The sequence below is a fragment of the Streptomyces sp. NPDC127098 genome, assembly GCF_042722465.1.
Taxonomy (GTDB): Bacteria; Actinomycetota; Actinomycetes; order Streptomycetales; family Streptomycetaceae; genus Streptomyces; species Streptomyces millisiae.
In genome coordinates this window covers 148,829-170,890 of record NZ_JBHXFJ010000001.1, presented here as the reverse complement: position 1 = coordinate 170,890, position 22,062 = coordinate 148,829, and the positions used below count along the sequence as shown (strand labels likewise).

Below are 22,062 nucleotides of genomic sequence, written 5' to 3'. Positions count from 1 at the left end.
TGCCGGGTTCGGGGCTCCCGGCGGGGGGGCGGGGGGGCCGGGGGGGCGGGGGGGGCCGTGGGGGGGGCGGGGGGGGGGGGGGCCCCCCCCCCCAGCCGCGGGGCCGCCCCCGCCGCCGTCCGAACGGACGGCTCACAGACAGAGCAGGAAGCTGTTGGAGCTGTGGGTGTCGCAGACCAGCAGGCTCAGGCTGCTGGTGTCGCCGCCACCGCCGCCGCCACCGCCGTCGGTGGCCGTCTCGGGCTCCATGGACTGCAGGTCGAGCAGGGACATGGGGTGTCTCCCTTTCGTCGGTGACGTCGTCACCCGTCGGGCCGCCACCGCGGGCGCGGGGCGGGTCTCGCTGCGACCCCGGCGGCGAGCCGGGGCCGGTCCTCAGGGCCGCCCTGGGAGCGGCAGGAAGGGCAGCCGCGGGCCGTGCCCGGGGCCGCTCGCGGGCGCCGCGGCCCGGGCCGCGGCGCCGAGCGCCAGCAGACAGCCCGCGGTGCCGGTGGCCAGGTCCATCGAGAGCCGCATCATCTGGTCGCCGGGGAAGGCCAGTTCGCCCTGGTAGGACATGCCGTACCAGCTCATCGCCGCGGCCTGCGCGGTCAGCGCGGCGGACTCGGTGCCAGGCGTGGTGGTCCTGGCCAGGTGCCAGACCATGCCGGCCCGGCCCCGGAAGAGCCCGGGCTGCGCGTAGTAGCGCAGCGCCGCGCCGGGCAGGATCGCGGCCCTGGCCCGCTCGAACTCCGGGTCCGGCACGTGCGCCAGGTAGTCGTCGAGCACCGCCGCGATGCCGACGCTGCCCTCGCCCAGGTACGGCAACACCCGGTCGCCCTCGTCGACGTTGAGCATGCCGCGGCGGTCCACCGCGCAGTGCGCCAGGTCCCGGCGCAGGGCGGTGGCGGCCAGGTCGAGCAGTGCTCCGTCGCCGGTGCGCTCGTGCCGGCGCAGCATCAGCAGGGCGGTGCCGGTGGCCCCGTACAGCAGCCCGGCGCGCCTGCGCCCGCGTGGCTCCGGCGGCTCCGCGAGGCGGGCGGCGGCCAGCTCGGTGGCCCGCCGGGCCCGGTCGGCCAGGGCGTCGTCGCCGGTGGCCGCGGCCAACTCGTCCAGCACCAGACCGATGCCGGCCAGCCCGCCGAAGAGATGTCCTGGCAGCCGCTCCCACCGCTCGTCCAGGGCCCGGCCGGCCAGCTCGTGCGCGGCCTCGGTGCGGCCGAGCCGGTGCAGGACGTGCGTGACGCCGAGCAGCCCGTCGTACAGGCCGAGCGGGGTGCCACGCGGCGGCCGGGCGGCCTGCCGCAGCAGCCATCGCTCGCCCTCCTCGTAGCGTTCGGCGCCGCACTCGGCCAGCGCGTACAGGACGCCGGCCGCGCCGTGCGCGAGGCCCAGCCCGCCGCCGGGCGAGAACTGGGCGATGTCGCCGGGGAACAGCCGGTCCTCCCGGTCGGGCGTCGCGGAGGCCAGGATGGCGCGGACCATCGACTCCCGGCCGGCAGGACCGTCCGCCGGCACCGGCGCCGTCCCGGGCGGGGGAGCCGGTGCCGGCCCGGCGGCCGGCCCCTCGCCGCCCACGATCTCGGCCACCGCCTCGGCGAGGAAGTCGGCCGGCAGGTCGGGGAACTCGCGCCCCGCCACCTCCGCCAGGTGCGCGGCCTTGCCCGGGTCGATCGCCAGCAGCGAGGTCAGCGGGATGAACATGGCGAGCCGCAGACAGGCCAGGGCGTACCGGTCGACGGCGAAGCCGGTGCGGTCGGCCGGCGCCAGGAACCCGGGGTGGGCGACCGTCTGCCGGGCCGCCGCCGACTCGGGGGCCGCGGCCTCGAAGTCCAGCAGGGCGACCGACTCGCCGTCCGGGGCCACCATGATGTTGAACATGTGCAGGTCGTTGAAGACCAGACCGCGCCCGTGCAGCGCCGCCACGGCCCGCTCGGTGCCGGCCAGCACGGTGCGCGCCCACCGGGTGTACCCGGCCACCTCCTCGGGGTCCGGCGCCACCGCGAGCAGTGGATGCCGCTCCGCGAAGAAGGAGTTGAGGGTGCGGCCCGGCAGCTCGTCCATCACCAGGAAACGGTGGTCGCCCAACGTGAACCAGTCGCGTACCTCGGGCGCGATCCCCAGGCCCGAGACGCGTTCCAGCGCGGCCTTCTCCCGCTCCAGGCGGGTCACCGCGTCGGCGGCGTCGGCGGCGAGCCCCGCGTGCGGGCGGGCCTCCTTGAGCACCACCGCCGCGCCGGTCCGCAGGTCGGTGCCGCGGTAGACGCCGCCGCCGTTGGAGAAGTGCAGGGCGCGGTCGACGCGGTACGGCAGGTCGGCCACGGTGACCTGGTTGCGGGCGGCCAGGTGCGGGGCGAGGAAGTCGGGCAGCGTCACCCAGTCGGGGACGGTGAAGGTGGGGGTCCTGCGGTCCGGCACCAGCCGGCCGGCGCCGTCCTCGACCGCCGTCACCAGGGTGCCCGAGCCGTTGTCGCAGTAGCGCGGGGCGAACGCGCCGTACCGCACGTAGAGCGGGCCCTCCCGCCACCGCAGGTCGGTCAGGACATAGGGCCCCGGCTCGCCCGCCAGCAGCTCGCCGAGCTCCGTGAGCACCGTGTGCAGGCGCCGCTCGTCCGCCGGGTAGACGGTGGCGAACTTGCCGCTGTTGTCGCGCCCGGCGTACTTGGAGTTCCGGAGGAACAGCAGGTGGCGGGCCGGCACGAACTTGAAGGGGATGCCCCGGGGCACGCAGTACTCCCAGATCCTGGCGGCCGTCTTGTCCGCGCCGTCCAGGGTGGCGGAGACATGGATCTTCCAGCCCTGGAGGGGCAGTTCAGCGGCCACCGGCTGGAGGTGGAGCCAGTCACCGGAGCGTGCGGCGCGCCAGCCCTCGGGCACCGGGCGCCGCGCTGTCTCGTACGACTCCTCGGCCCGCAGCCGGCCGTCCGAGCGCAGCGCGAGGCGCTCGGGAGTGTCGTAGAAACACCTGTCGATCAGGCAGAAGACCTCGTACCGCTTGTCCATCGCCCTCCTTCGGAACGGACAAGAGGCTTCCAGGAGACCGGGAGGGCGGACAGTGGCGGCTGTCATGAATGGACCGTGCGAAACGCACGACCCGTCGACGGGCGGCGCGCGGCCGCCCGTCGACCGTGATCAGTGGCCGCGAGGCGGTCAGGCGCCGCTTCGCAACGGTTGGACGGCGATGTTCCGGTACCGGACCGCGTTGCCGTGGTCCTGCAACCGGATCGGTCCAGCGGTCGGGCCCTCGGGGGCGCCGCCTCCCGTCGGCCCGGTGAGCGCCACGTCGTCGTGGACGGTGACGCCGTTCCACACCACCGTGACGCGGGCGTCCTCCGTCTTGGTGCCGTCGCTGTCGAAGCGGGCGGCGCGGAAGGTGATGTCGTAGGTCTGCCAGGTTCCCGGTGGTCGCGCCGCGTTGACGTCGGGGGCCCGCTGCTCGTAGATGGCCGCGGCCTCGTTGGCGGCCGGCGAGTCGTCGCCGTAGGAGTCCAGGATCTGGATCTCGTAGCGGTCCTGGAGGTAGACGCCGCTGTTGGCGCGGTCCTGCCCGGTCACGTCCGGCGGCAGCTCGGGCAGCCAGAACTCCACGTGCAGTCGGAAGTCCTGGAACGCCTGTTTGCTGCGGATGTCGCCGCAGCACACCTCCATCGCGTCGTCGCCGACCAGCGGCCACTCCACCATGCGGCCGTCGCCGTGCTGGAACGCCGACCGGTCGGTGCCGTCGAAGAGCGCGACCCGGCTGCCGGCCCGGTGGACGGTGAGCAGGTCGAGGTTGACGTGCCCGGTGTCGCCGGCCTCGTGGACGTAGGTGATGGTGTTCCGGCCCCGGCGCAGGTTCAGCCGTTCGGTCCGGGTGGACCACTGCTCCCAGGTGCCGGTGGACAGCAGGCTCGTCTGTCTCACCCGCTCCCCGTTGACGTGGACGCTCACCGTCTTGGTGCCGGTGAAGGGGTCGGGGCCGTTGGAGTAGCGCAGTCCGACGTCGTAGGAGCCGGGCCGGTCGGCGTTCACGGTGAAGGTGGTGCTGGCGCCCTCGGTGCCGTAGCCGGCGACGAAGCCGCGTCCCGAGTAGGCGTCGTGGTCGTCGGCGAGGCGCGCGCCGCCGTCGAGCCGCGCCTCCTCCGCCTCGTAGTACACGGGTTCCGGCTCCGGCGCGCCGGGGATCCGGTTGAGGGTGTACCACGCCTCGGTGTTCCACAGCTCCTGGCCGCTGGCGTCGGTGAACGGGCGGGGCGAGCGCACGTGGACCACGTGCCCCTGCTTCAGCCCCGGGATGTCCAGGGTGACCGTCCGGCCGTCGGGTGAGACGGTGGCCGAACGCACGGTCAGGGTCTCCTCGTCGACCTTCGGCCCGCCGTACTGGGCGGTCGGCAGGTAACGCCACTGCGTGACGCGGTAGCTGGCGGCGAGCGCGTCCACCGTCGCCTGCGAGAGCGGCTGGGTGTACTCAAGCTCGAAGCCGTCGCCGGTGGCGCGCATGGCCAGGATGTCGAAGGCGTCGCTCCCCGTCGGCGTCAGCTTCTGCAGGCCGAAGGTCAGCTTCCCGTCCTGGCCCCAGTTGCCGCCCGCCCCGATGCCGCCGGCGTAGATGGCGCCGTCGGGACCCGTGCTGATCCGGTTGACACCGGCCTCCAGGCCCTGCGTGAAGCGGAAGACCGCGCCCTGGTACGCGCCGTCGACCTCCTCCAGGTACGCCCGTTGGATGCCGCCGTACGTGACGTCGCCGAAGAGCATCTGCCCGGCGAAGGTGCCCTCTTCCAGGTAGAGCGGCGTGCTGGGCGAGTTGGCTATCTCGTTCTGCGGCAGCCACAGCACGGGCTGGCTGACGGGCTGGTCGTCGAAGGGGCCCGGGGGGTTGGTGTAGTGGTTGAAGAAGTCGCCCTGATCGACCTGGACGAGCTTGGAGGAGGGCAGCCAGCCGCCCTGGTTGTCCGTGACGAACAGCTCGCCGTCCGGTCCCCAGCCGATGCCGTTGGGGGTGCGCAGCCCGCCCGCGACGTAGTCGACCTCGCCGGTCTCGCGGTTCACCCGGACCGTGGTGCCGCGGTTCTCTGCGGGCTGCGGGTTGGTCGTGGCGCCGCCGAGGTCGATGGCGACGGACAGGTTCAGGTAGAAGTAGCCGTCCCGGTAGAGCAGGCCGAACGCGAACTCGTGGAAGTTGCCGCCCCACGGCCAGGTGGCCACCGTCCGGTACTCGTCGGTGACCTCGTCGCCGTCGACGTCCACCAGCTCGGTCAGCTCGTGCTTCTGCGAGACGTACAGCGAGCCCTCGACGTACTTCAGGCCCTGGGGTTCCCGCAGCCCCTCCGCGATCCTGACCGCGGTGACCTCGTCGGGTCCCGTGTCGCCGGTGACGTTGTCCAGCAGGTAGACCTCGCCCTCGGCGGGCTGCTCGTCGGGCGAGCCGCCCCCGCCCCAGGTGGCGACGGCAAGGCGGCCGTCCGGCAGCCACTCCATGGCGGTGACCTGCGGTTCGAAGCCCTCGGGCCGGAGGTCGGTCAGCTGGTAGTCGGGGTGCACGCCGTCGAGCGGCAGGCCGTCACCCGGCGAGTCGTCGTTGCCCTCGCACTCCTTGCGGCCGGGGGCGGTGACGCGGACGACGCCGGCGTCGGTGCTGAGCACCGAGTTCGGCACGACGGAGAACTCGGCCGCGCCCGGCGGCCGCCAGGAGAGCGTGAGCTGCTGCCCGCCGTCGCGCTCGAAGAACTCGACGAACAGCGCGTGGTAACCGGCCGTGAGCTCGACGGAGCCGTCCTTGGACGTCGCCCCGTGCAGCCCGTCGTGGTCGATCACCTGCTGGCCGTCCACGGCGAGCCGCGAGCCGTCGTCGCTGGTGAGGCGGAAGGCGTAGGTGCCGTCCTGCGGCACGTCGAGGTTGGCGATCGCGTGCGTGACGAAGCGGTTCTCGAAGCCGAACTGGTCGGCCGTGGTCCAGTCGATGGTGGGCATCAGCCGGTCGACGTTCGGCGTCTGCCCGGCCTTGAGCGTGCAGATCTCCTCCAACGGCACCCGCACGTCGTAGGTGCGCAGGGTCACCCCTGGCTCCTGGGGCGGAAGGTCGGCGGCCGGCCCGACCTCCTGCCCCGCGGCGGGCGCCGCCCAGCCGGCCCCGGCCAGCAGGGCCCCGGCGAGCAGCGCCCCCAGGCGAGTGTGGAGTCTTCGACGGAACCGGAGATTCGACGGTTTGACCATTGCTCCTCCTGACACGAGTGGAGCGGGACAGAACCTGTGGCCCAGGCTCAGCGCCGGAGAGACTAGGGACTTGTTCTTGACGCGTCCATGCTTTTGACTCGGTCTGTCGAAACAGTCTCAAAACACACCCGAAGCCTCCGGGCAACGGCCCGTCTTACGGTCGCCGGACGAAGAAGTGCGGCCAGTTGACCTTTAGGTCACGTTGGGTCGGAGTGAGATGCGAGAACTCGCCGCGGCACCGTAGTCGCTCCCCCGCGCGGTTCACCGCGACGCGGTCTCCGCCGCGGTCGCCCACGCGAACCCGTCCGGATCGGTGAACGCGCCGGCGGCGCCGCCGATCGTGATCCGGTGCGACCCGGTGCCGTCGGGAGAGACGCCGGCGACCTTGGCCAGGCCACGGCGCTTGTACAGCGCCAGCTTGACGGAGCCCGACTCGCTGGCGAACTCGACGTACTTGCTGCCGAAGCTCTTGGCCACGGCGAGGCCGTGGTCGACGTAGAACCGCTTGCTCGCGGCCACGTCCGCGACCCCCAGCAGGAGGACGATCTCATCGATCCGCCCGGTGGCCGGGCCGGGGTCCTTCTTCTTCGACGACGCGACCTGCCAGATCGTCCCGTCCGGCGCCTGGACGACGCCCCCGTAGCCCCAGAGGGACCTGGCGGCCGGCTTCAGCGTGGCCGCGCCGGCGGCCACGGCGGCGTCGACCAGGGCGTCGACATCGGCCGGCCGGGGCACCACGAGCGACAGCGTGAAGCCGCGGAAGCCGGTCGTCGGAGTCCCGGTGGCCCGCACGCGGATCCGGCCGTCGGCCAGGCCGAAGGCGGTGGTGAGGAAGGTGTCGGAAGCGGTGGCGTCGGTCACCTCGAGGGTGACGTGATCGATCGAGGTCATGACGCCGACGCTAGCCGCGCTGCCGGGGCCGGCGCTTCTCGAATCCTGACCGGATCGACGGGCCCGTCGGGAGCGATGAGTTCGGGCGGCGCGCCGGGTCCACCCTGACATGACTCGCATCATCGCCGACATCTCGGTCTCCCTCGACGGCTTCGTCACCGGCCCGGAGCCCGGCCAGGACAACGGCCTCGGTACCGGCGGCCAGGCCCTGCACACCTGGGCCTTCTCCGACGACCCCGCCGACCGCCGGCTCCTGCGCGAGGGCACCGCCCGCTCGGGCGCCGTCGTCCTCGGCCGCCGGCTCTTCGACATCGTCGACGGGCCGAAGGGCTGGGACGACACGACCGGCTACGGCGCAGGCGAGGTCGGCAGGCCCGCGTTCGTCGTCGTGACGAGCTCACCGCCGGAGTCGGTGCGGCTCACCGGCCTCGACTGGACGTTCGTCACCACCGGGCTGCGCGACGCCGTCGCCGCCGCGCGTGAACGCGCCGAGGCGGCCTCCGCGGACCGCGGCGCGGATCTCGACGTGGTCCTCATGGGCGGCGGCGCCACCATCGCCTCGGCGCTCGACGCGGGGCTGGTCGACGTGCTGACCCTGCACCTCGCACCCGTCGTGCTGGGCGCCGGGACGCCGTTGTTCACCGGCGCGGTGCCGCGCACGCTGGTGCAGCGGGACGTGGTCACGACCTCGACCGCGACGCACCTGACCTACGACGTCCACTGAAACGGCGCGGGCCGGCCGCGCCGCCGATCTCACGCCGAGCGGTCGTCGGCGGCCAGCTGGTCGGTGAGCGAGACGAGGGCGGTCACGGTCCGCCAGTTGCGGGCGGTGGCGACGACGTCGCCGCCCGGCCTGGACAGCGCCTCGCCGAGCTTGCTGCGGCCCATCCCGCCGGGGAACCAGGCGAACAGCTCCCGCTCGCCGACCCGGAACTCGTCCGGCGCCCACCGCGCCGGGTCGGAACCCGCGACCGGGTGGTCGGCGGCCGGGCGGGTGAGGAAGACGACCACAAGCTTGGCCGGGTCGAGCTCGGCGGCGGGGAACGGGCACCGTTCGACGGCGGCCCGCAACTCCGCACGGCCGAGCACCAGGCAGTCGACCCGGAACCCGAACCGCTCGGCCACCGCGTCCTCCAGCGCGCCGGTCAATGTGGCCGGGTCCGCCGCGGGCGCGGTGAACACCGCGTTCCCGCTCTGCAGGTAGGTGCCGGCCGCGCCGTGACCGAGCTCGGTCAACAACTGCCGGAGCTCCGCCATGGGGACCTTGCGGTGCCCTCCGACGTTGATCCCGCGCAACAGCGCGGCGTACGTTGCCATGCCGCCACCCTAAGTGTCCGGCCTGTCCGGTCAGGCGTTCAGCGCCTCGACGAGGGCCTTGGTGACGTCCTCCGTCGAGGCGGTGCCGCCGACGTCCCGGGTGCGGACGCCCGCGGCCGTGGTCGTCTCGATCGCCCGGCGCAGCCGGGCCGCCTGGTCCGGCAGGCCGAGGTGGTCGAGCATCAGGGCCGCGCTGCCGACGGCGCCGACGGGGTTGGCGAGGCCGCGGCCGGCGATGTCCGGTGCCGAGCCGTGGACGGGCTCGAACATGCTGGGGTGGCGACGCTCGGGGTTGAGGTTGGCGCTGGCGGCCAGGCCGAGACTGCCGGCGAGGGCGCTGCCGAGGTCGGAGAGGATGTCGGCGTGGAGGTTGGAGGCGACGACGACCGACAGCTCCTCGGGGCGCAGGACGAACTTCGCCGACATGGCGTCGACCAGGACGCTCTCGGTCTCGACGTCGGGGTAGTCGGCGGCGACCCGGCGGAACACGTCGTCCCACAGCACCATGCCGTACTGCTGGGCGTTGCTCTTGGTGACGGACGACACCTTGCGGCGGGTGCGGGTGCGGGCCAGGTCGAAGGCGAACCGCATGATGCGTTCGCAGCCGACCTCGGTGAACAGGGCCGTCTGGACCGCCACTTCGCCACCGGGGCCGCGGCCGGCGAGGTTGCGGCCGCCCAGGCCGGCGTACTCGCCCTCGCTGTTCTCCCGGACGACGACCCAGTCGAGATCGGTGTCGTCGGCCTTGCGCAGCGGGCTGGTGACGCCGGGCAGGAAGTGGACGGGGCGGACGTTGGCCCACTGGTCGAAGCCCTGGCAGATCTTCAGCCGCAGGCCCCAGAGGCTGACGTGGTCGGGGACGGTGGGCCAGCCGACCGCGCCGAAGTAGATGGCGTCGAACTCCCCGAGCCGGTCGAGGCCGTCGTCGTCCATCATCCTGCCGGTGCGCTCGTAGTACTCGCACCCCCAGGGGAACTCCTCCCAGGAGAAGGCGAACGGCCTCGGGGAGCCCGCGGAGTCCGCGGCGAGGGCGTCGAGGACGGCTCGTCCCGCGGCGACGACCTCCTTGCCCACACCGTCGGCGGGTATCGCGGCGACACGGAACGTCTGGGGCGCGGGCATGGCTGCCTCCGGCTCGCTCGGGGGTGCGGTCGGTCCGAGTCAACCCACGCCGGCGGTCGCGCGTCCAAGACGTGCTTCCGATGCGCCGTATAGGCGTGGCCGATCGGTGGGGCCCTAGGCGGACCTCGGGTTCCCGTGTCGGGCGTGGGCGCGGGTCAGCTCCAGGAGCGCCCGGGCGCCCGGGGTGAGGTGCCCGGGCAGGCTGACCATCGTCACGTGGAGCCGGGCGGTGTGCTCGACGGGGGCGACCACGGCGCCACAGCGGCGGGCCAGCCGGGTCCAGGAGGAGGGCAGGACCGCGACTCCCACCCCGCTGAGCACCAGCGGCAGGATCGAGGTGCGGTGGTCGACGACGGTCACGATCCTGGTGCCGGCGCCGCCCGCGGTGATGCCGTCGACCAGGCGGCGCATCAGGCTGCCCGGCCGGGACGCGATGAGCTGCTGCCCCGCCAGGTCCTCGGGACCCACCGCGACGTCGTCCTCGATCCGTCCGCCGGGCGCGGCCACGACCACGAACGGCTGGTCCTCGACGTGCAGCACGTCGAGGCCGGCCGGGCGCACCGGCGAGGCGGAGCCCAGCAGGCCCAGTTCGCAGGAGCCGCCGCGGACCAGCGACAGGACCTCGTCCGGGGTGAAGGCGGCCCGCGTGCTCACGGTCACCGCGGGATGGGCCTCGGTGAGGCGGCGGATCAGCGTGGTGAGCGGTTCGATACCGGGCGACGGCATGGTGCCGACCTCGACCGTGCCGGCGTCGAGACCGGCGAGCGCGGCGGCCCTGTCCCGCACGGCGGCCAGGTCCCGCAGCACGCGCCGGCTCGGTTCCAACAGCTCCCGCGCCGCGTCGGTCGGCACGACGCCCCGACCGACGCGGTGGAACAGGGCCACCCCGAGCTCGGCCTCCAGGTTCGCCATCGCCTGCGACAACGAGGGCTGGGCCACGTGCAGCGCGGCGGCCGCCCGGTTGAACCCGCCGTGCTCGACGATGGCCAGGAAGTACTCGAGCTGCCGGGCGTCCAAGGGTGCCTCCCGGTCGTTCTGGGGGGTGCGGCTGCGGCGCGGGGCCAACCTACCGGCCGCCCGGCGCGGCGGGCGGCGCCGGGGCGGTGCGGCGGAACCAGGGCAGCCGGGACAGCGGCGCGTCGACCGAGACCGTGGTGGGGCCCTCGTACTCCTGGCCGTCGTCGGCGCGCCAGCGGCCCGGCGGAACGGTGACGGCCCGGGTGGTGGCGCCCGGCTCGGTCACGGGGGCCACCAGGATGTCGGTGCCGAGCAGGAACTGGTCGGTGACGGAGGCGTAGCCGTGGCCCGGGTGGTCGTACTCCAGTGGCCGGACGACGGGTTCGCCGGTGCGGGCGGCGTCCTTGGCGAGGGCCAGGATCTCGGGGCCGAGGCGCTCGTGCAGCCGGGCGGCCTCCCGGCAGTGACCGAGGTGCTCGGCGTCCAGCAGCCGCCAGGGGGCCGCGGAGAACTGCATCATCGGGAACAGGGCCGCGGCCTGCGCGGAGCGGACGAAGAGCTCCGGGTCGAAGGCGGCGCTGCCGAAGGACTGGTACTCGCCGCCGCCGATCATGTCCGGGCAGGTGTAGGCGTGTCCGGTGAGCGACTGGGCCAGGGCGTTGGGGACCAGCGCGGCCAGCCCGTCCCGGCCGTGCCAGGCGTGCGCCTTGTCGCGCTGGCGCTGGGCGAGCGGGAGGTTGGCGGCCAGCCAGGCGTCGCGGAACTCGTTGAGGGGGTAGTCCAGGCCGAAGCGGTTCCAGGCGACGGTGTAGGCGTGCGGGTCGGGTCGGCCGAGGGCGGCGTAGAACGGCGGCTCGCCGCCGTCGAACTTGAAGCCGTCCACGCCGAGACGCGTCAGGTCCTTGAGCGCCCGCGACAGCCAGCGCACGGCGTCGGGGTCGAGCAGGTCGAGCGCGGCGCCGTGCCCGTTCCACCACTCGCCGATCGTGACCCGGCCGCGTGCGTCCCGGATGAGGAGCCCGGCGTCGCGCAGCGTGCGGAAGGTCTCGGTGTCCGGGGTGACGTAGGGCACCAGCCACAGCATGACGGTGAAGCCGAGCTCGTGCAGCCGGGCCAGCATCGCGGCGGGGTCGGGGAACCGGCCCTGGTGGAAGGTCCAGGTGCCGTACGCCTCGTGCCAGTTGTCGTCGATCATCAGGACGCCGGGCGGCAGACCGTGGTCGAGCACCGCCTGGGCGTACTCCAGGACGCCCTGTTGGGTGGGGTGGAAGAGGGTCTCGATCCACAGGTTGTACTGGGGGGTGGTGAACAGCCGCGCGTCCGGCGTCCGTCCGGGCGGCGGGAACCGCTCGGCGACCAGGTGGCGGTAGGCACCGGCCAGGTCGCCGTGGCCTTCACCGAGGACCACGCCGGCGGCCGGGTCAGCCCGCATCCGCAGCGCACCGCCGGTCAGCTCGAACGCGAAGGGGCGGTCGGACCACACGTACCGGCCGTGGCTGGACAGCAGGAGCGGCATGCCCTGGTTGCCCCCGAGATCACCCAGGTCGGCGTGGTAGCCGTCCGCGAAGGGCATGGCGAAGCCGTCCGCCGTCGCCCCGCCCCACCACGCCTCGCCGGCCTCGACGGGCACCGTCACGACCGAATCCGGACCTTCGCTCATCCTCACCCCTTCACGCGTCAGGTAAGCCGCTTGCCCGCTGCGATCCTAGGCGTCCAACTTACGTATGAGCAAGAAACAGAAGGGGATCGAAAGGTCAGGTGGTGAGCTCGACCACGTCCACGTCGAGGCCGGCGTCGCGGCAGTCGTCGAGCGCCTGGCGGTCGGCCGACGGGCCGGTGATCAGCAACTCGGCCTGGTCGACGGGGCAGATGGGGGCCAACTCGACCCGCCCCACCTTCGAGCCGTCGGCGACGACGACGCACCGGGCCGAGGAGCGGAGCATCGCCTGCTTGAGCTCGGCCTCGGGCAGGTTGAGGTTGGTGAGACCACGGCGCGGGTGCACGCCGTTGCAGCCGAGGAAGACGGTGTCGGCGTTGATCCGCTCCAGGATGCCGGCGCCGAGCGGGTTGACCAGGGAGTGCTGGAGCGGCCGCAGCGTGCCGCCGGTCACGATGACGGTGAACCTGGGGACGGCGCGCTCCAACTCCAGGGCGATCGAGAGCCCGTTGGTGAGGATCACGACGTCCCGCAGGTCGGCTCGCTCGACCAGCGCGCGCGCCACGGCCATCGTCGTCGTGCCGGCGTCGAGGATCACGCTCTCGCCCGGGCCCACCAGCCGCGCCGCGCGGCGGCCGATCGCGGCCTTCTCCGCCTCCGCGGCCCCCATCGCCTCCTCGAACGGGGACTCGATGGCCCCGCCCGCCCGGCTCGCCGGCATGCCGCCGCCCCGGTGGGTCGCCAGCGCGCCGCCGCGCACCCGGCGCAGCCGGCCCTGCTTCTCCAGGCTGTCGAGATCCGCGCGCACGGTGACGCGCGAGATGCCGAACGCCTCGGACAACTGGCCGACGTGGACGAAGCCGCGGTCCTCGACGGCGGCCGCGATCCGCTGGCGGCGCTCCTCGGCGGGCACGCCCTCAAGACTGATCGACATAAGGGGAAACTTTCACAAGGCATCTGTTCCTTGTCAAAGGGTAAGTAGCGTGGCCCCGAGTGTCGTCGCGCGGAGTGGGGCACCTGGCTGGACGGGTCGGCGCGGCGTCAGTCCTCCAACGTCGACGGCGGCGTGCCCAGCGCGGCGAGCTCCGGCCAGAACTCCTCGGGGATCGCGGTGGCCTGCAGCCGCGTCAGCTGCGCCAGCCGCTCGGGGCGGCCGACACCCACGATCGTCGAGGCGATGCCAGGGTGGCGCAGCGAGAACCGCAGCGCCACGGCCTGGAGCGGGACGTCCCACCGCCCGCACAGCTCGCGGGCGCGGGCCACCCAGGCGAGGAGTTCGGGGCTCGCCTGCCGGTAGGCGTACGTCTCGCCGGAGCCGGCGAGTATCCCCCCGCCGAAGGGGGCGGCGTTGAAGACGCCGATGCCGCGGTCGACCGCCAGGTCGATCAGCTCCTCCGCGCGGCGGTCCACGAGCGTGTAGCGGTTGTGGGTCAGCAGGACCTGGAAGGCCCCGCTCTCGGCATACCGGCGCATCAGGGAGACGGGGCCCGCGGCGATGCCGAGGGCCCCGACGAGACCCTGCTCGCGCAGCTCGGTCAGCCCCTGCACGGCCCCGCCGGGCGCGAACGCCTCCTCGACGTCGACGGTGTACGGGTCGTGCAGGTGGAGCAGCGGCAGCCGGTCGATCCCCAGGCGCCCGACGCTCTCCTCGAACGACCGCCAGACCCGGTCCCGGTCCAGCGCTCCGGTGGCCGGGTCCGCGTCGACCTTGGTGACGATCGTCTTGCCCGGCGGGAGCCCCTCGCGGCGGACGGCGACCCCGAGGACGGTCTCGCTGCGGCCCCTGGCGTAGTTGTTCGAGGTGTCGATCACGGCGAAGGGGCCCGCGAGCATCGCCCGCGCCAGGGCGTCGGCCGCCACGGCCGGCGTGCCGTCCGGCTGCGGCGGGTCGCCGAGGAAGGAGGTGCCGATGCTCACCGGCGTCGCGCGCAGCGAGGTCCCGGGCACGGTCCGCTCGTCCGTCAACTCGTCCATGGATCCTCGTTCCCGTCGGTGCGCCATGCCGGGCTGGAGACTAGCAGCGTGGCCGAGGTGGCCCCATGCGCGAGGACGACGTGACGGGGCGCCCCGGTTGCCGGGGCCGGTGGGGCCGGTGGGGCGAGAATCCCGGTATGGACGTCCGGCAGCTGCAGTACTTCCTCGCGATCGTGGACCACGGCGGGTTCGGGCGCGCGGCGTCGGCGCTGTACGTGTCGCAGCCGTCGTTGTCCCCAGGCGATCCGGGGCCTGGAGCGCGACCTGGGCAGTGAGCTGTTCCACCGCGTCGGTCGTCGGGCGGTGCTGAGCGCGGCCGGTGAGGCGTTGATCGAACCGGCCCGGGAGGCCGTACGCGGTCTGGAGACGGCCCGGGCGAGCGTCGCCGCCGTGCGGGAGCTGCGGGAGGGGCGGCTCGATGTCGCCGCCATGCCGTCGCAGGCGGTGGAGCCGCTGACCACGATGATCGGGGCCTTCAGCGGCCGCTATCCCGGCGTGTCGGTGGCCGTCAGGGCCGCCTTCACCGCGCCGGACGTCGTCGAGCTGGTCCGGACGGGCGCCGTCGAACTCGGCCTGCTGGCCACCGCCGGCGCGTTGCCGGAGAAGGAGGTGGTCTCCCGTCCGGTCGGCCGCCAGCGTTTCGTCCTGGTGGCGCCGCCCGGCGGGCCGTTCGCCGACCGGAGTTCCGTGCGGTGCGAGGAGTTGGCCGGCCAGCGGCTGATCGTGGGGCAGCGGGGCACGGGGATGCGCGCCTATGTGGAGGAGCTGCGGGAGCGCGGCGTCGAGTTCTCGGTCGCGGCCGAGACCGAGCACCGGGTGGCCGTCATCCCGCTGGTGCTGGCCGGCGTGGGCCTGACCGTCGTCACGGAGTCGTGGCGGGGGCTGGCGCGGCGGGCCGGCGCCCGGGTGCTGGACATCGAGCCGGAGACCGCGCTGACCGTGGGCCTGGTCAGCCGCCGCACCAGGCTGTCGCCGGCGGCGGAGGCGTTCGTGTCGACCGCGCTCCCGGCCGGCACCCGCGAGTCCTGAGCTTGTTCTTCAACCTTCCGGGCTGGTGACGGCGGGGTACAACTGTCCGCGTGACAGTCCGCGTTCGGACAGCAGCTGCGCAGAGCCCGGTCACCTGTGACCCCTTGGTCAACGGGGCGGCGCCCCCGTTGCGGGTGGGTGCGGCCCGGCACGCCGGGATTCGAGGCGGGGGCCGTCGTGGCTGTAGCGGCACTTGTGCGCCTCAGGGGCTCTGAGCACGCGTCATCTCGTGCCGGTATGTGCGAGGTGTTGCCCCGTAGGCGGTCTTGAAGGAGCGGGTGAAGTCGGCGGGGTAACGAAAGCCGGCGTGCTGGGCGATGGCGGCGATGGTCAGGTGCGCCAGGCGGGGGTCGGCGAGGTCACGACGGGCACGCTCCAGGCGCTGGCGTCGGATGAAGGCGGCCACCGTGGTCTCCTGCTGCTCGAACAGTCGGTGCAGCGAGCGGGTGGAGATGTGGTGGGCGGCGGCGACCTTCGCCGGGGTGAGTTCCGGGTCGTCGAGGTTCTGCCGGATGAACTCCCGGACGCGCAGGGCCAGAACCCGGGGTCGGCTCTCCGGCGGCTGCGGCCGGTCGATGTGGCGGGTGAGCAGGGCGGCGACCAGGTCGATGGCGATGGTACCCAGGGGGCCCACGTCTGTATGGTCGTAGCGGTCCGTCTCGTCAACCAGGTGGGTGAGAAACTGGGTGAGCAGCGCGGCGAGCCCACCTCCCGTTGGGAGGCTCAGGTTGAGCGCGTGGCTGGCCGCCCGTGGCAGGTCGGTCAACAGGGACCGTGGCAGCAGGAACTGGTCCACGACAGCCGGTTGCTGAGTGGACCGGATGTTGCCGCGGTAGGGGAGCGAGCTGCTCATGATCATCAGCTCACCCGTGGCGGCGGAGACCTCCTGGCCGTCATGACGGCTGACGTCGATGCGCCCTCGACGGGGGATCGAGACATAGAGCAGTTCGGGGTCCGCCTGGCGGATCAGCTTCGGGGTGCGGACCGAGGTCACAGGTGGGCAGGAGAACGATGCTTCCGCGACAGGGCCGAGGTCGAGCAGACGCATGGTGGCCCGGAAATCGCTGATGTGCTCGGTAAGGATCTCGTAGGGGCTGTGGGCGTCGATCGCCATCTGCCGCCACTGCTCGAACCTCTCGGCCGGAGTCATGCCCTCGCCCGTGAAGACGGTCTCGATCACCGCTCCTCCTTCCCCGCCGGCGCGCTCCGCAAGGCCCTGCCCCGGTAGGCACGTGGAGGCATGCCATAGGCGGCTTTGAAGGCGCGGCTGAAGTCGGCCGGATGAGAGAAGCCGAGCCGCTGCGCGATGGCGCTGACCGGGAACTCGGCCAGCAGCGGGTCGGTGAGGTCACGACGGGCACGCTCCAGACGTTGCCGGCGGACGTACGCGGCCACGCTGGTGCCGTGCCGTTGGAAGAGCCGGTGCAGTGAGCGGGTGGAGACGTGGTGCGCCGAGGCGATGGCGTCCGGGGACAGCCCCGGCTCCGTGAGGTTCCTGTGGATGAAGTCCCGGACGCTGAGGAAGACCGCGTGGGGGCGTCTGTCCGGCGACGGCGCGGTGTGCTCGTCGAGGCGTTGTCCGATGGCCGCGGCGAGGAGGTCGATGAATACAAAGGCCAGACGCGGCCCGTCGGACGGCCCGAACTCGTCGGGCGTCGTCGTCACCTGGACGAGGAACTGCCTGAGCATCTTGCCGAAGCCCCGGTCGCTCGGCAGTGTGGTGGACATCAGGGGCGTGAGCTGGTCGGGCCGGACCCGAACGAGGCGGCGTGGCAGTTGGGCGACGACATGGCCCACGACGCCTTCTCGCTCGGGAAGGGCGAAGCCGTCGAAGGGGTGGGACGAGTCGTAGAGCACCAGTTCGCCGGGGCCGAAGGCGACCTCGTTCCGTGACTGGGCGAGACCCATGTGCCCGCGCACGGTCAGGGACAGTTGCAGGTATTCGGGATCGCTGCGGCGAATCAGCTTCGGCGTCCGGCGGACGCTGGAGATCGACGGATAGCTCATGGCCGAGATCTGGGCCAGACCGACGTCCGCCACCGTGATCGAGGCGCGGAAATCATTCCGGTGATCCGTGTACATGGCGGTGGGAATCAGGGCCGACATGGTCATGTCGTGCCACCACCCGAACCGGTCGGGCGCGGATAAGTGTTCCGTGGACTGGCTGTTCGTGATCACCTGGGCACCCTTTTGGTGAGCGTTCAACGAGCCGGGGTCGGTGTGCCGTCGGCATCCAGCCCGTACGGCTACTAACCCTTCCCCTTCCCAACGATTCCCGTAACCGCGCCAGAGTTCCGGGCCCCGAACCCCGCCCGCGTCCGCCGACCCGACCCAGGGCGCACGTTCCGGTGCCGTGTCACCCGACGGACGGCGGGCACCCGCACGTCCGGGGCGTCGCCCGTCCACGCGCGCCTGCGCGCGTAGGGAGCCATCGCGGCGGACATCCGCGAACATCCCCCACGGCTGATCCCGTTGCGGTCGGCGATGTGACTGATCAATCCGACGCCAGCAGTGGCGGGGACGACCGTCCCCGTCGCCCAGAGGCCATCGGAATCACCACTCTCCGGGCCTACTGCCCCAAGGAGGAAACGACACCGCGTTCGCGCGCCGCAGCTTTCGCGACACGGACCTGGGCACTACCCACTGGTCTGCCGCGTGCTGGACGTCGTCCCCCGTTTGATGGCGCGGTGCCCGTGGTTGGTTCAGGAGTACCGGTCGGGGAGATGGACGAGGAGCACGCTGATGGCTTCATTGATGTGAGGAAGCCTGCCGGCGACCTCGTGGACCACGGGACTGGAAACGCTGACGCACCACAACTCAACCCTGCGCCGCGCGAGGCCGGAGGAGGGAGCGGACACAACGTTGAGAAACCCGACAGGGCTCCAACGCTTTCCTCAGACGTGGATCTATGCCGTCCACACAGCCCATCCTGGCTCCCGTCGATGGCGATAGCACGGGCGCAGCCGATCCGTGCCCGACGACCGCGACACCAAGCCTATTCCTACCCCCCTTGCCAGCGGGGGCATGCCTGAACTCACCTCCGTTCGAGTCCCGACCAGGGCAGATGCTTACCAGGACCTGGGAAAGAGGCACTGATAGGCGCGACTTATGAGGCAGATCGACACTCCGTCTTGGACGGCCGGGCGGGCCGGTTGGTGCAATCGACGGCATGACCGACCATCGCATCGCGCTGATCCCCGGTGACGGCATCGGCACCGAGGTCCTGCCGCCGGCACGGCAGGTCCTCGACGCCGTCGGGCGCCGCCACGGCTTCGGCTTCTCCTACACCTCCTACGACGACTGGTCCTGCGAGCGGTATCTCCGCGAGGGCGCGATGATGCCGGAGGACGGCCTCGACCAGCTCCGCGACAAGGACGCCATCCTGCTCGGTGCGGTCGGCTACCCGGGCGTGCCCGATCACGTCTCCCTGTGGGGCCTGCTGATCCCCATCCGCCGCGGCTTCCGCCAGTACGTCAACCTGCGGCCGATCCGGGTCTTCGAGGGGATCGACAGCCCGGTGCGCGGGGCGACCGCGGGCGCGGTCGACTTCGTCGTGGTGCGGGAGAACGTCGAGGGGGAGTACAGCGAGATCGGCGGCCGGTTGAACCGGGGGTTCCCCGAGGAGATGGCGGTGCAGGAGGCCGTGTTCACCCGGGCCGGGGTCACCCGCCTGCTGGACTACGCCTTCGACCTGGCGGAGAAGCGGGGCGGCCGGCTCACCTCGGCCACCAAGTCGAACGGCATCGTGCACACCATGCCCTTCTGGGACGAACTGGTCGCCGAGCGGGGAGCCGCCCACCCCCGGGTGGTCTGGGAGCAGGAACACGTCGACGCGCTGGCCGCCAAGTTCGTCCTCGACCCGGCCCGCTTCGACGTGGTGGTGGCCTCCAACCTCTTCGGCGACATCCTCAGCGACCTGGCCGCCGCGGTCGCCGGCTCCATCGGCGTCGCGCCGGCCGCCAACCTCAACCCCGAACGCACCCATCCCTCGATGTTCGAGCCGGTCCACGGCTCCGCCCCGGACATCGCCGGCCGGGGCATCGCCAACCCGCTGGGCGCGATCTCGTCGGCCGCCATGATGCTCGACCACCTCGGCCATCCCGAGGCCGCCAGGGACGTCACCGACGCCATCGCGGCGATCCTGGCCGGGACCGACCTGCGCACCCCCGACCTGGGCGGCACCGCGTCCACGGCCGAGTTCACCGACAAGCTCCTCGAACTGCTCTGAGCCGCGCGGTTCGACGGACCAGGAAGGACCACGATGAGGATCACCGCCGCGTACGAGGGCGTCGTGCCCATCAGCTCCTCGATCCGCAACGCCTGGATCGACTTCAGCGCGATGGACTGCTCGATCGTCGCGATCGTCAGCGACGTCGTCCGCGACGGCCGGCCTCTGGTGGGCTACGGCTTCAACTCCAACGGCCGCTACAGCGCCGGCGAGATCCTGCGCCGGCGCGTGCTGCCGCGGCTGCTGGCCGCGGACCCGGAGAGCCTGCTCGACGAGCGGGGCCAGCTCAACCCCGCCAAGGCATGGGACGTCATGATGCGCGACGAGAAGCCAGGCGGCCACGGCGAACGCTCGGTGGCCGTCGGCGTCGTCGACATGGCGCTGTTCGACCTCGCGGCCAAGATCGCCGGCCAGCCGCTCTACCGGTACCTCGCGGACCGCCACGGTGACGGCCGCCCCGACGACTCGGTCTTCGTCTACGCCGCCGGGGGCTACTACGCCCCCGGCAAGACGATCGCCGATCTCCAGGACGAGATGCGCGGCTTCCTCGACCTGGGGTACGACGTCGTCAAGATGAAGATCGGCGGCGCCGACCTGGCCGAGGACCTGCGCCGCATCGAGGCCGTCATCGACGTGCTCGGCGGTGACGGGTCGCGTCTCGCCGTGGACGTCAACGGCCGCTTCGACCTCGCCACCGCCCTGGAGTACGGGCGGGCCATCGAGCCCTACGGCCTGTTCTGGTACGAGGAGATCGGCGACCCGCTCGACTACCGACTCAACGCCACCGTCGCCGAGCACTACCCCGGGCCCATCGCCACCGGCGAGAACCTGTTCTCGCTCCAGGACGCCCGCAACCTGATCCGCTACGGCGGCCTGCGCCCCGACCGCGACTACGTCCAGGTCGACCCGGCGCTCTCCTACGGCCTGGTGGAGTACCTGCGCATCCAGGACATGCTGCGTCAGCACGGCTGGTCCTCCCGCCGCTGCGTCCCGCACGGCGGGCACCAGTTCTCCCTGCACATCGCGGCCGCGCTCAAGCTCGGCGGCAACGAGTCCTACCCGGGCGAGTTCCAGCCCACCGGCGGCTTCGCCGACGACGCCGTCGTGGAGAACAGCCGGGTCGGTCTCAGCGACATCCCCGGCATCGGCTTCGAGGGCAAGGCGGCCTTCTACGAGGTGCTGCGCGGGCTGCACGCCTGACCGCGCAGGTCCGGGGGCGGTGGTGGGCGCGACGGACCTGGATGTCGAGACTCTTGCCTGTCAATGACTGGTTTTGTAGGCTCGCCGCCCATCGCATCCGGCGATCGCGGTCTCGGTGTGCCGATCCCGCGGTTCAGAAGCCGAGGGAGTCCTCCATGCAGCGATCAGCGTCGATCGGCGTGTGCGTCGCGGTCCTGGCCGTCCTGTCCGCGTGCAGTACCCCCGGCGGAGCCAGCTCCGGTGGTGGCGTTCCGGCGGACGGCACGGCCGAGGTGCAGGCCGACGAGCTCACCGTGTGGGTCAATCCGTCCGATCCCGACGCGGTCATGAACGTCTACGAGCGCTTCACCGAGGAGACGGGCGTCGAGTTCGAGATCATCGAGATGCCGTCGGACGCGTTCGAGTCCGGCGTGCAGACCCGATGGGCCTCCGGCGAACGGCCGGACCTTCTCGAGTACCACGCGACATCGTCGTTCTGGCAGCTCAACCCCGAGCAGAACCTCTACGACCTCTCCGACATGCCCTACGTCGAACGGGAACGGGAGATCCTGCGGAGCGCCGGCACCTTCAACGGCAAGGTCTACGCCGCGATCACCGACTCGCCCTCGCTCTTCGGGCTGTTCTACAACCGGGAGGTGTTCGACCGGTACGGTCTCGCGATACCCGAGACCTACGACGACCTGGCCGCCATCTGCGACACGCTGCGCGCCGAGGCGCCGGACATCGCGCCGATCTTCGAGAGCGGCGGGTCGGCGTGGCCGACCCAGATCCTGGGCGGCCTCATGTACATGGGGTCCGCGCAGCAGTCCGAGGACTGGGCGCGGCGGGTGCTCGACCGGGAGACGACCTTCGACGCCGAGGGCAGCCCCTTCGTCGCCGGTCTGGAGGCGTATCAGGGCCTCCAGGAGTCGGGCTGCTTCAACTCCGACGCCACGACCGCCAGGTTCGAGGACTCCATCGTGGCGGTCAGCGAGGGGGAGGCGGCGATGGTGGCCCTGCCGTCGGGCCTGCTGGACATGTTCACCGAGCAGCTCGGCGGCGACGACGCGCGCACGGCGGAGACGATCGGCTTCGCCTACCCCGCCGCGGAGGGAGCCGTCTCGGCATGGGCGCCCAACGTGGCCGGCACCTGGTACGTCCCGAGGACCGGCGACGCGGAGCGCGAGAGCACGGCGCTCGCCTTCATCCAGTGGGCCACCGACGAGGGCTACCAGGACTTCGTGGACGAGTCGGGCACCTTCCCGGTGCTGGCGGGCGCCGAGCCGCCCGCCGGCGGCTACACCGGGGTACGCGAGGAGCTGAGGGCGGCCTACGAGGACAGCACCGCGCTCGCCTTCAACAGCAACCTCTCCGGCTTCAACGCGGAGTTCCCGAACCACATGACCGGGCTGCTCAGCGGGAGCGAGACGCCGGAGTCGGTCGCGAACCGCTCGCAGACGGTGTTCGAACAGGCCGCGCGGGCCGCCGGCCTGCCGGGCTGGGAATAGGTGGTCGCGGCGTCATGCCTCACCACACG

The 22,062-nt window shown here is 72.4% G+C and carries 16 protein-coding genes and 1 pseudogene; 5 read left to right on the top strand and 12 right to left on the bottom strand.

Annotated features, from left to right (window positions below):
- Window positions 1-132: 132 nt before the first annotated feature.
- From ACFWI8_RS00755 to ACFWI8_RS00740, 4 genes are all read right to left on the bottom strand, one after another.
- Window positions 133-273 carry a SapB/AmfS family lanthipeptide gene (locus ACFWI8_RS00755; protein ID WP_311598018.1) on the bottom strand — a complete coding sequence of 47 codons (141 nt, stop codon included), beginning with the start codon at window positions 271-273 and terminating at the stop codon, window positions 133-135.
- Between the two features lie 102 nt (window positions 274-375).
- Window positions 376-2,982, bottom strand: coding sequence for a class III lanthionine synthetase LanKC (gene lanKC / locus ACFWI8_RS00750; RefSeq protein ID WP_387084040.1), 2,607 nt, complete (start codon window positions 2,980-2,982; stop codon window positions 376-378).
- Window positions 2,983-3,129: 147 nt separating this feature from the next.
- On the bottom strand, window positions 3,130-6,171 hold the full coding sequence (locus ACFWI8_RS00745; RefSeq protein WP_387084037.1) for a family 16 glycoside hydrolase: 3,042 nt from the start codon (window positions 6,169-6,171) through the stop codon (window positions 3,130-3,132).
- 261 nt (window positions 6,172-6,432) lie between these two features.
- Window positions 6,433-7,062 carry a glyoxalase gene (locus ACFWI8_RS00740; RefSeq protein ID WP_387084035.1) on the bottom strand — a complete coding sequence of 210 codons (630 nt, stop codon included), beginning with the start codon at window positions 7,060-7,062 and terminating at the stop codon, window positions 6,433-6,435.
- Window positions 7,063-7,171: 109 nt separating this feature from the next.
- On the opposite strand from ACFWI8_RS00740, the gene ACFWI8_RS00735 reads away from it, so the two are divergent.
- Complete coding sequence (locus ACFWI8_RS00735) at window positions 7,172-7,786, top strand: dihydrofolate reductase family protein (protein ID WP_387084033.1); 615 nt, start codon at window positions 7,172-7,174, stop codon at window positions 7,784-7,786.
- Window positions 7,787-7,815: 29 nt separating this feature from the next.
- Here the strand turns inward: ACFWI8_RS00735 and ACFWI8_RS00730 are convergent, their stop codons facing one another.
- The 6 genes from ACFWI8_RS00730 to ACFWI8_RS00705 form a co-directional block, all read right to left on the bottom strand.
- Complete coding sequence (locus tag ACFWI8_RS00730) at window positions 7,816-8,379, bottom strand: DUF1697 domain-containing protein (RefSeq protein ID WP_387084031.1); 564 nt, start codon at window positions 8,377-8,379, stop codon at window positions 7,816-7,818.
- A gap of 30 nt (window positions 8,380-8,409) precedes the next feature.
- Complete coding sequence (locus tag ACFWI8_RS00725; RefSeq protein ID WP_387084029.1) at window positions 8,410-9,501, bottom strand: tartrate dehydrogenase; 1,092 nt, start codon at window positions 9,499-9,501, stop codon at window positions 8,410-8,412.
- 114 nt (window positions 9,502-9,615) lie between these two features.
- A complete protein-coding gene (locus tag ACFWI8_RS00720; RefSeq protein WP_387084027.1) occupies window positions 9,616-10,518 on the bottom strand; it encodes a LysR family transcriptional regulator in 903 nt (300 codons plus the stop codon).
- 49 nt (window positions 10,519-10,567) lie between these two features.
- Complete coding sequence (locus ACFWI8_RS00715) at window positions 10,568-12,118, bottom strand: glycoside hydrolase family 31 protein (protein ID WP_387084025.1); 1,551 nt, start codon at window positions 12,116-12,118, stop codon at window positions 10,568-10,570.
- Between the two features lie 94 nt (window positions 12,119-12,212).
- Window positions 12,213-13,049, bottom strand: coding sequence for a DeoR/GlpR family DNA-binding transcription regulator (locus ACFWI8_RS00710; protein ID WP_387084023.1), 837 nt, complete (start codon window positions 13,047-13,049; stop codon window positions 12,213-12,215).
- A 107-nt stretch (window positions 13,050-13,156) separates the two neighbouring features.
- Complete coding sequence (locus tag ACFWI8_RS00705; RefSeq protein WP_387084021.1) at window positions 13,157-14,089, bottom strand: aldo/keto reductase; 933 nt, start codon at window positions 14,087-14,089, stop codon at window positions 13,157-13,159.
- Window positions 14,090-14,226: 137 nt separating this feature from the next.
- Between ACFWI8_RS00705 and ACFWI8_RS00700 the strand changes: the two are divergent.
- Window positions 14,227-15,118 (top strand): annotated as a pseudogene (locus tag ACFWI8_RS00700) (LysR family transcriptional regulator).
- Between the two features lie 202 nt (window positions 15,119-15,320).
- Here the strand turns inward: ACFWI8_RS00700 and ACFWI8_RS00695 are convergent.
- Both ACFWI8_RS00695 and ACFWI8_RS00690 read right to left on the bottom strand, forming a co-directional pair.
- On the bottom strand, window positions 15,321-16,298 hold the full coding sequence (locus tag ACFWI8_RS00695) for a helix-turn-helix domain-containing protein (protein ID WP_387084019.1): 978 nt from the start codon (window positions 16,296-16,298) through the stop codon (window positions 15,321-15,323).
- Window positions 16,295-17,296, bottom strand: a complete 1,002-nt coding sequence (locus ACFWI8_RS00690; RefSeq protein ID WP_387084017.1) for a helix-turn-helix domain-containing protein — start codon at window positions 17,294-17,296, stop codon at window positions 16,295-16,297. Before ACFWI8_RS00690 ends, ACFWI8_RS00695 begins: the two co-directional genes overlap by 4 nt.
- Window positions 17,297-18,287: 991 nt before the next feature.
- On the opposite strand from ACFWI8_RS00690, the gene ACFWI8_RS00685 reads away from it, so the two are divergent.
- The 3 genes from ACFWI8_RS00685 to ACFWI8_RS00675 all read left to right on the top strand — a co-directional run bounded on the left by ACFWI8_RS00685 (window position 18,288) and on the right by ACFWI8_RS00675 (window position 22,033).
- Window positions 18,288-19,346, top strand: coding sequence for a tartrate dehydrogenase (locus ACFWI8_RS00685; RefSeq protein WP_387084015.1), 1,059 nt, complete (start codon window positions 18,288-18,290; stop codon window positions 19,344-19,346).
- 33 nt (window positions 19,347-19,379) lie between these two features.
- Entirely contained in the window at window positions 19,380-20,546 is a 1,167-nt protein-coding gene (locus ACFWI8_RS00680) for a mandelate racemase/muconate lactonizing enzyme family protein (RefSeq protein WP_387084013.1), read from the top strand.
- 155 nt (window positions 20,547-20,701) lie between these two features.
- Entirely contained in the window at window positions 20,702-22,033 is a 1,332-nt protein-coding gene (locus ACFWI8_RS00675) for an ABC transporter substrate-binding protein (RefSeq protein WP_387084011.1), read from the top strand.
- Window positions 22,034-22,062: the final 29 nt, after the last annotated feature.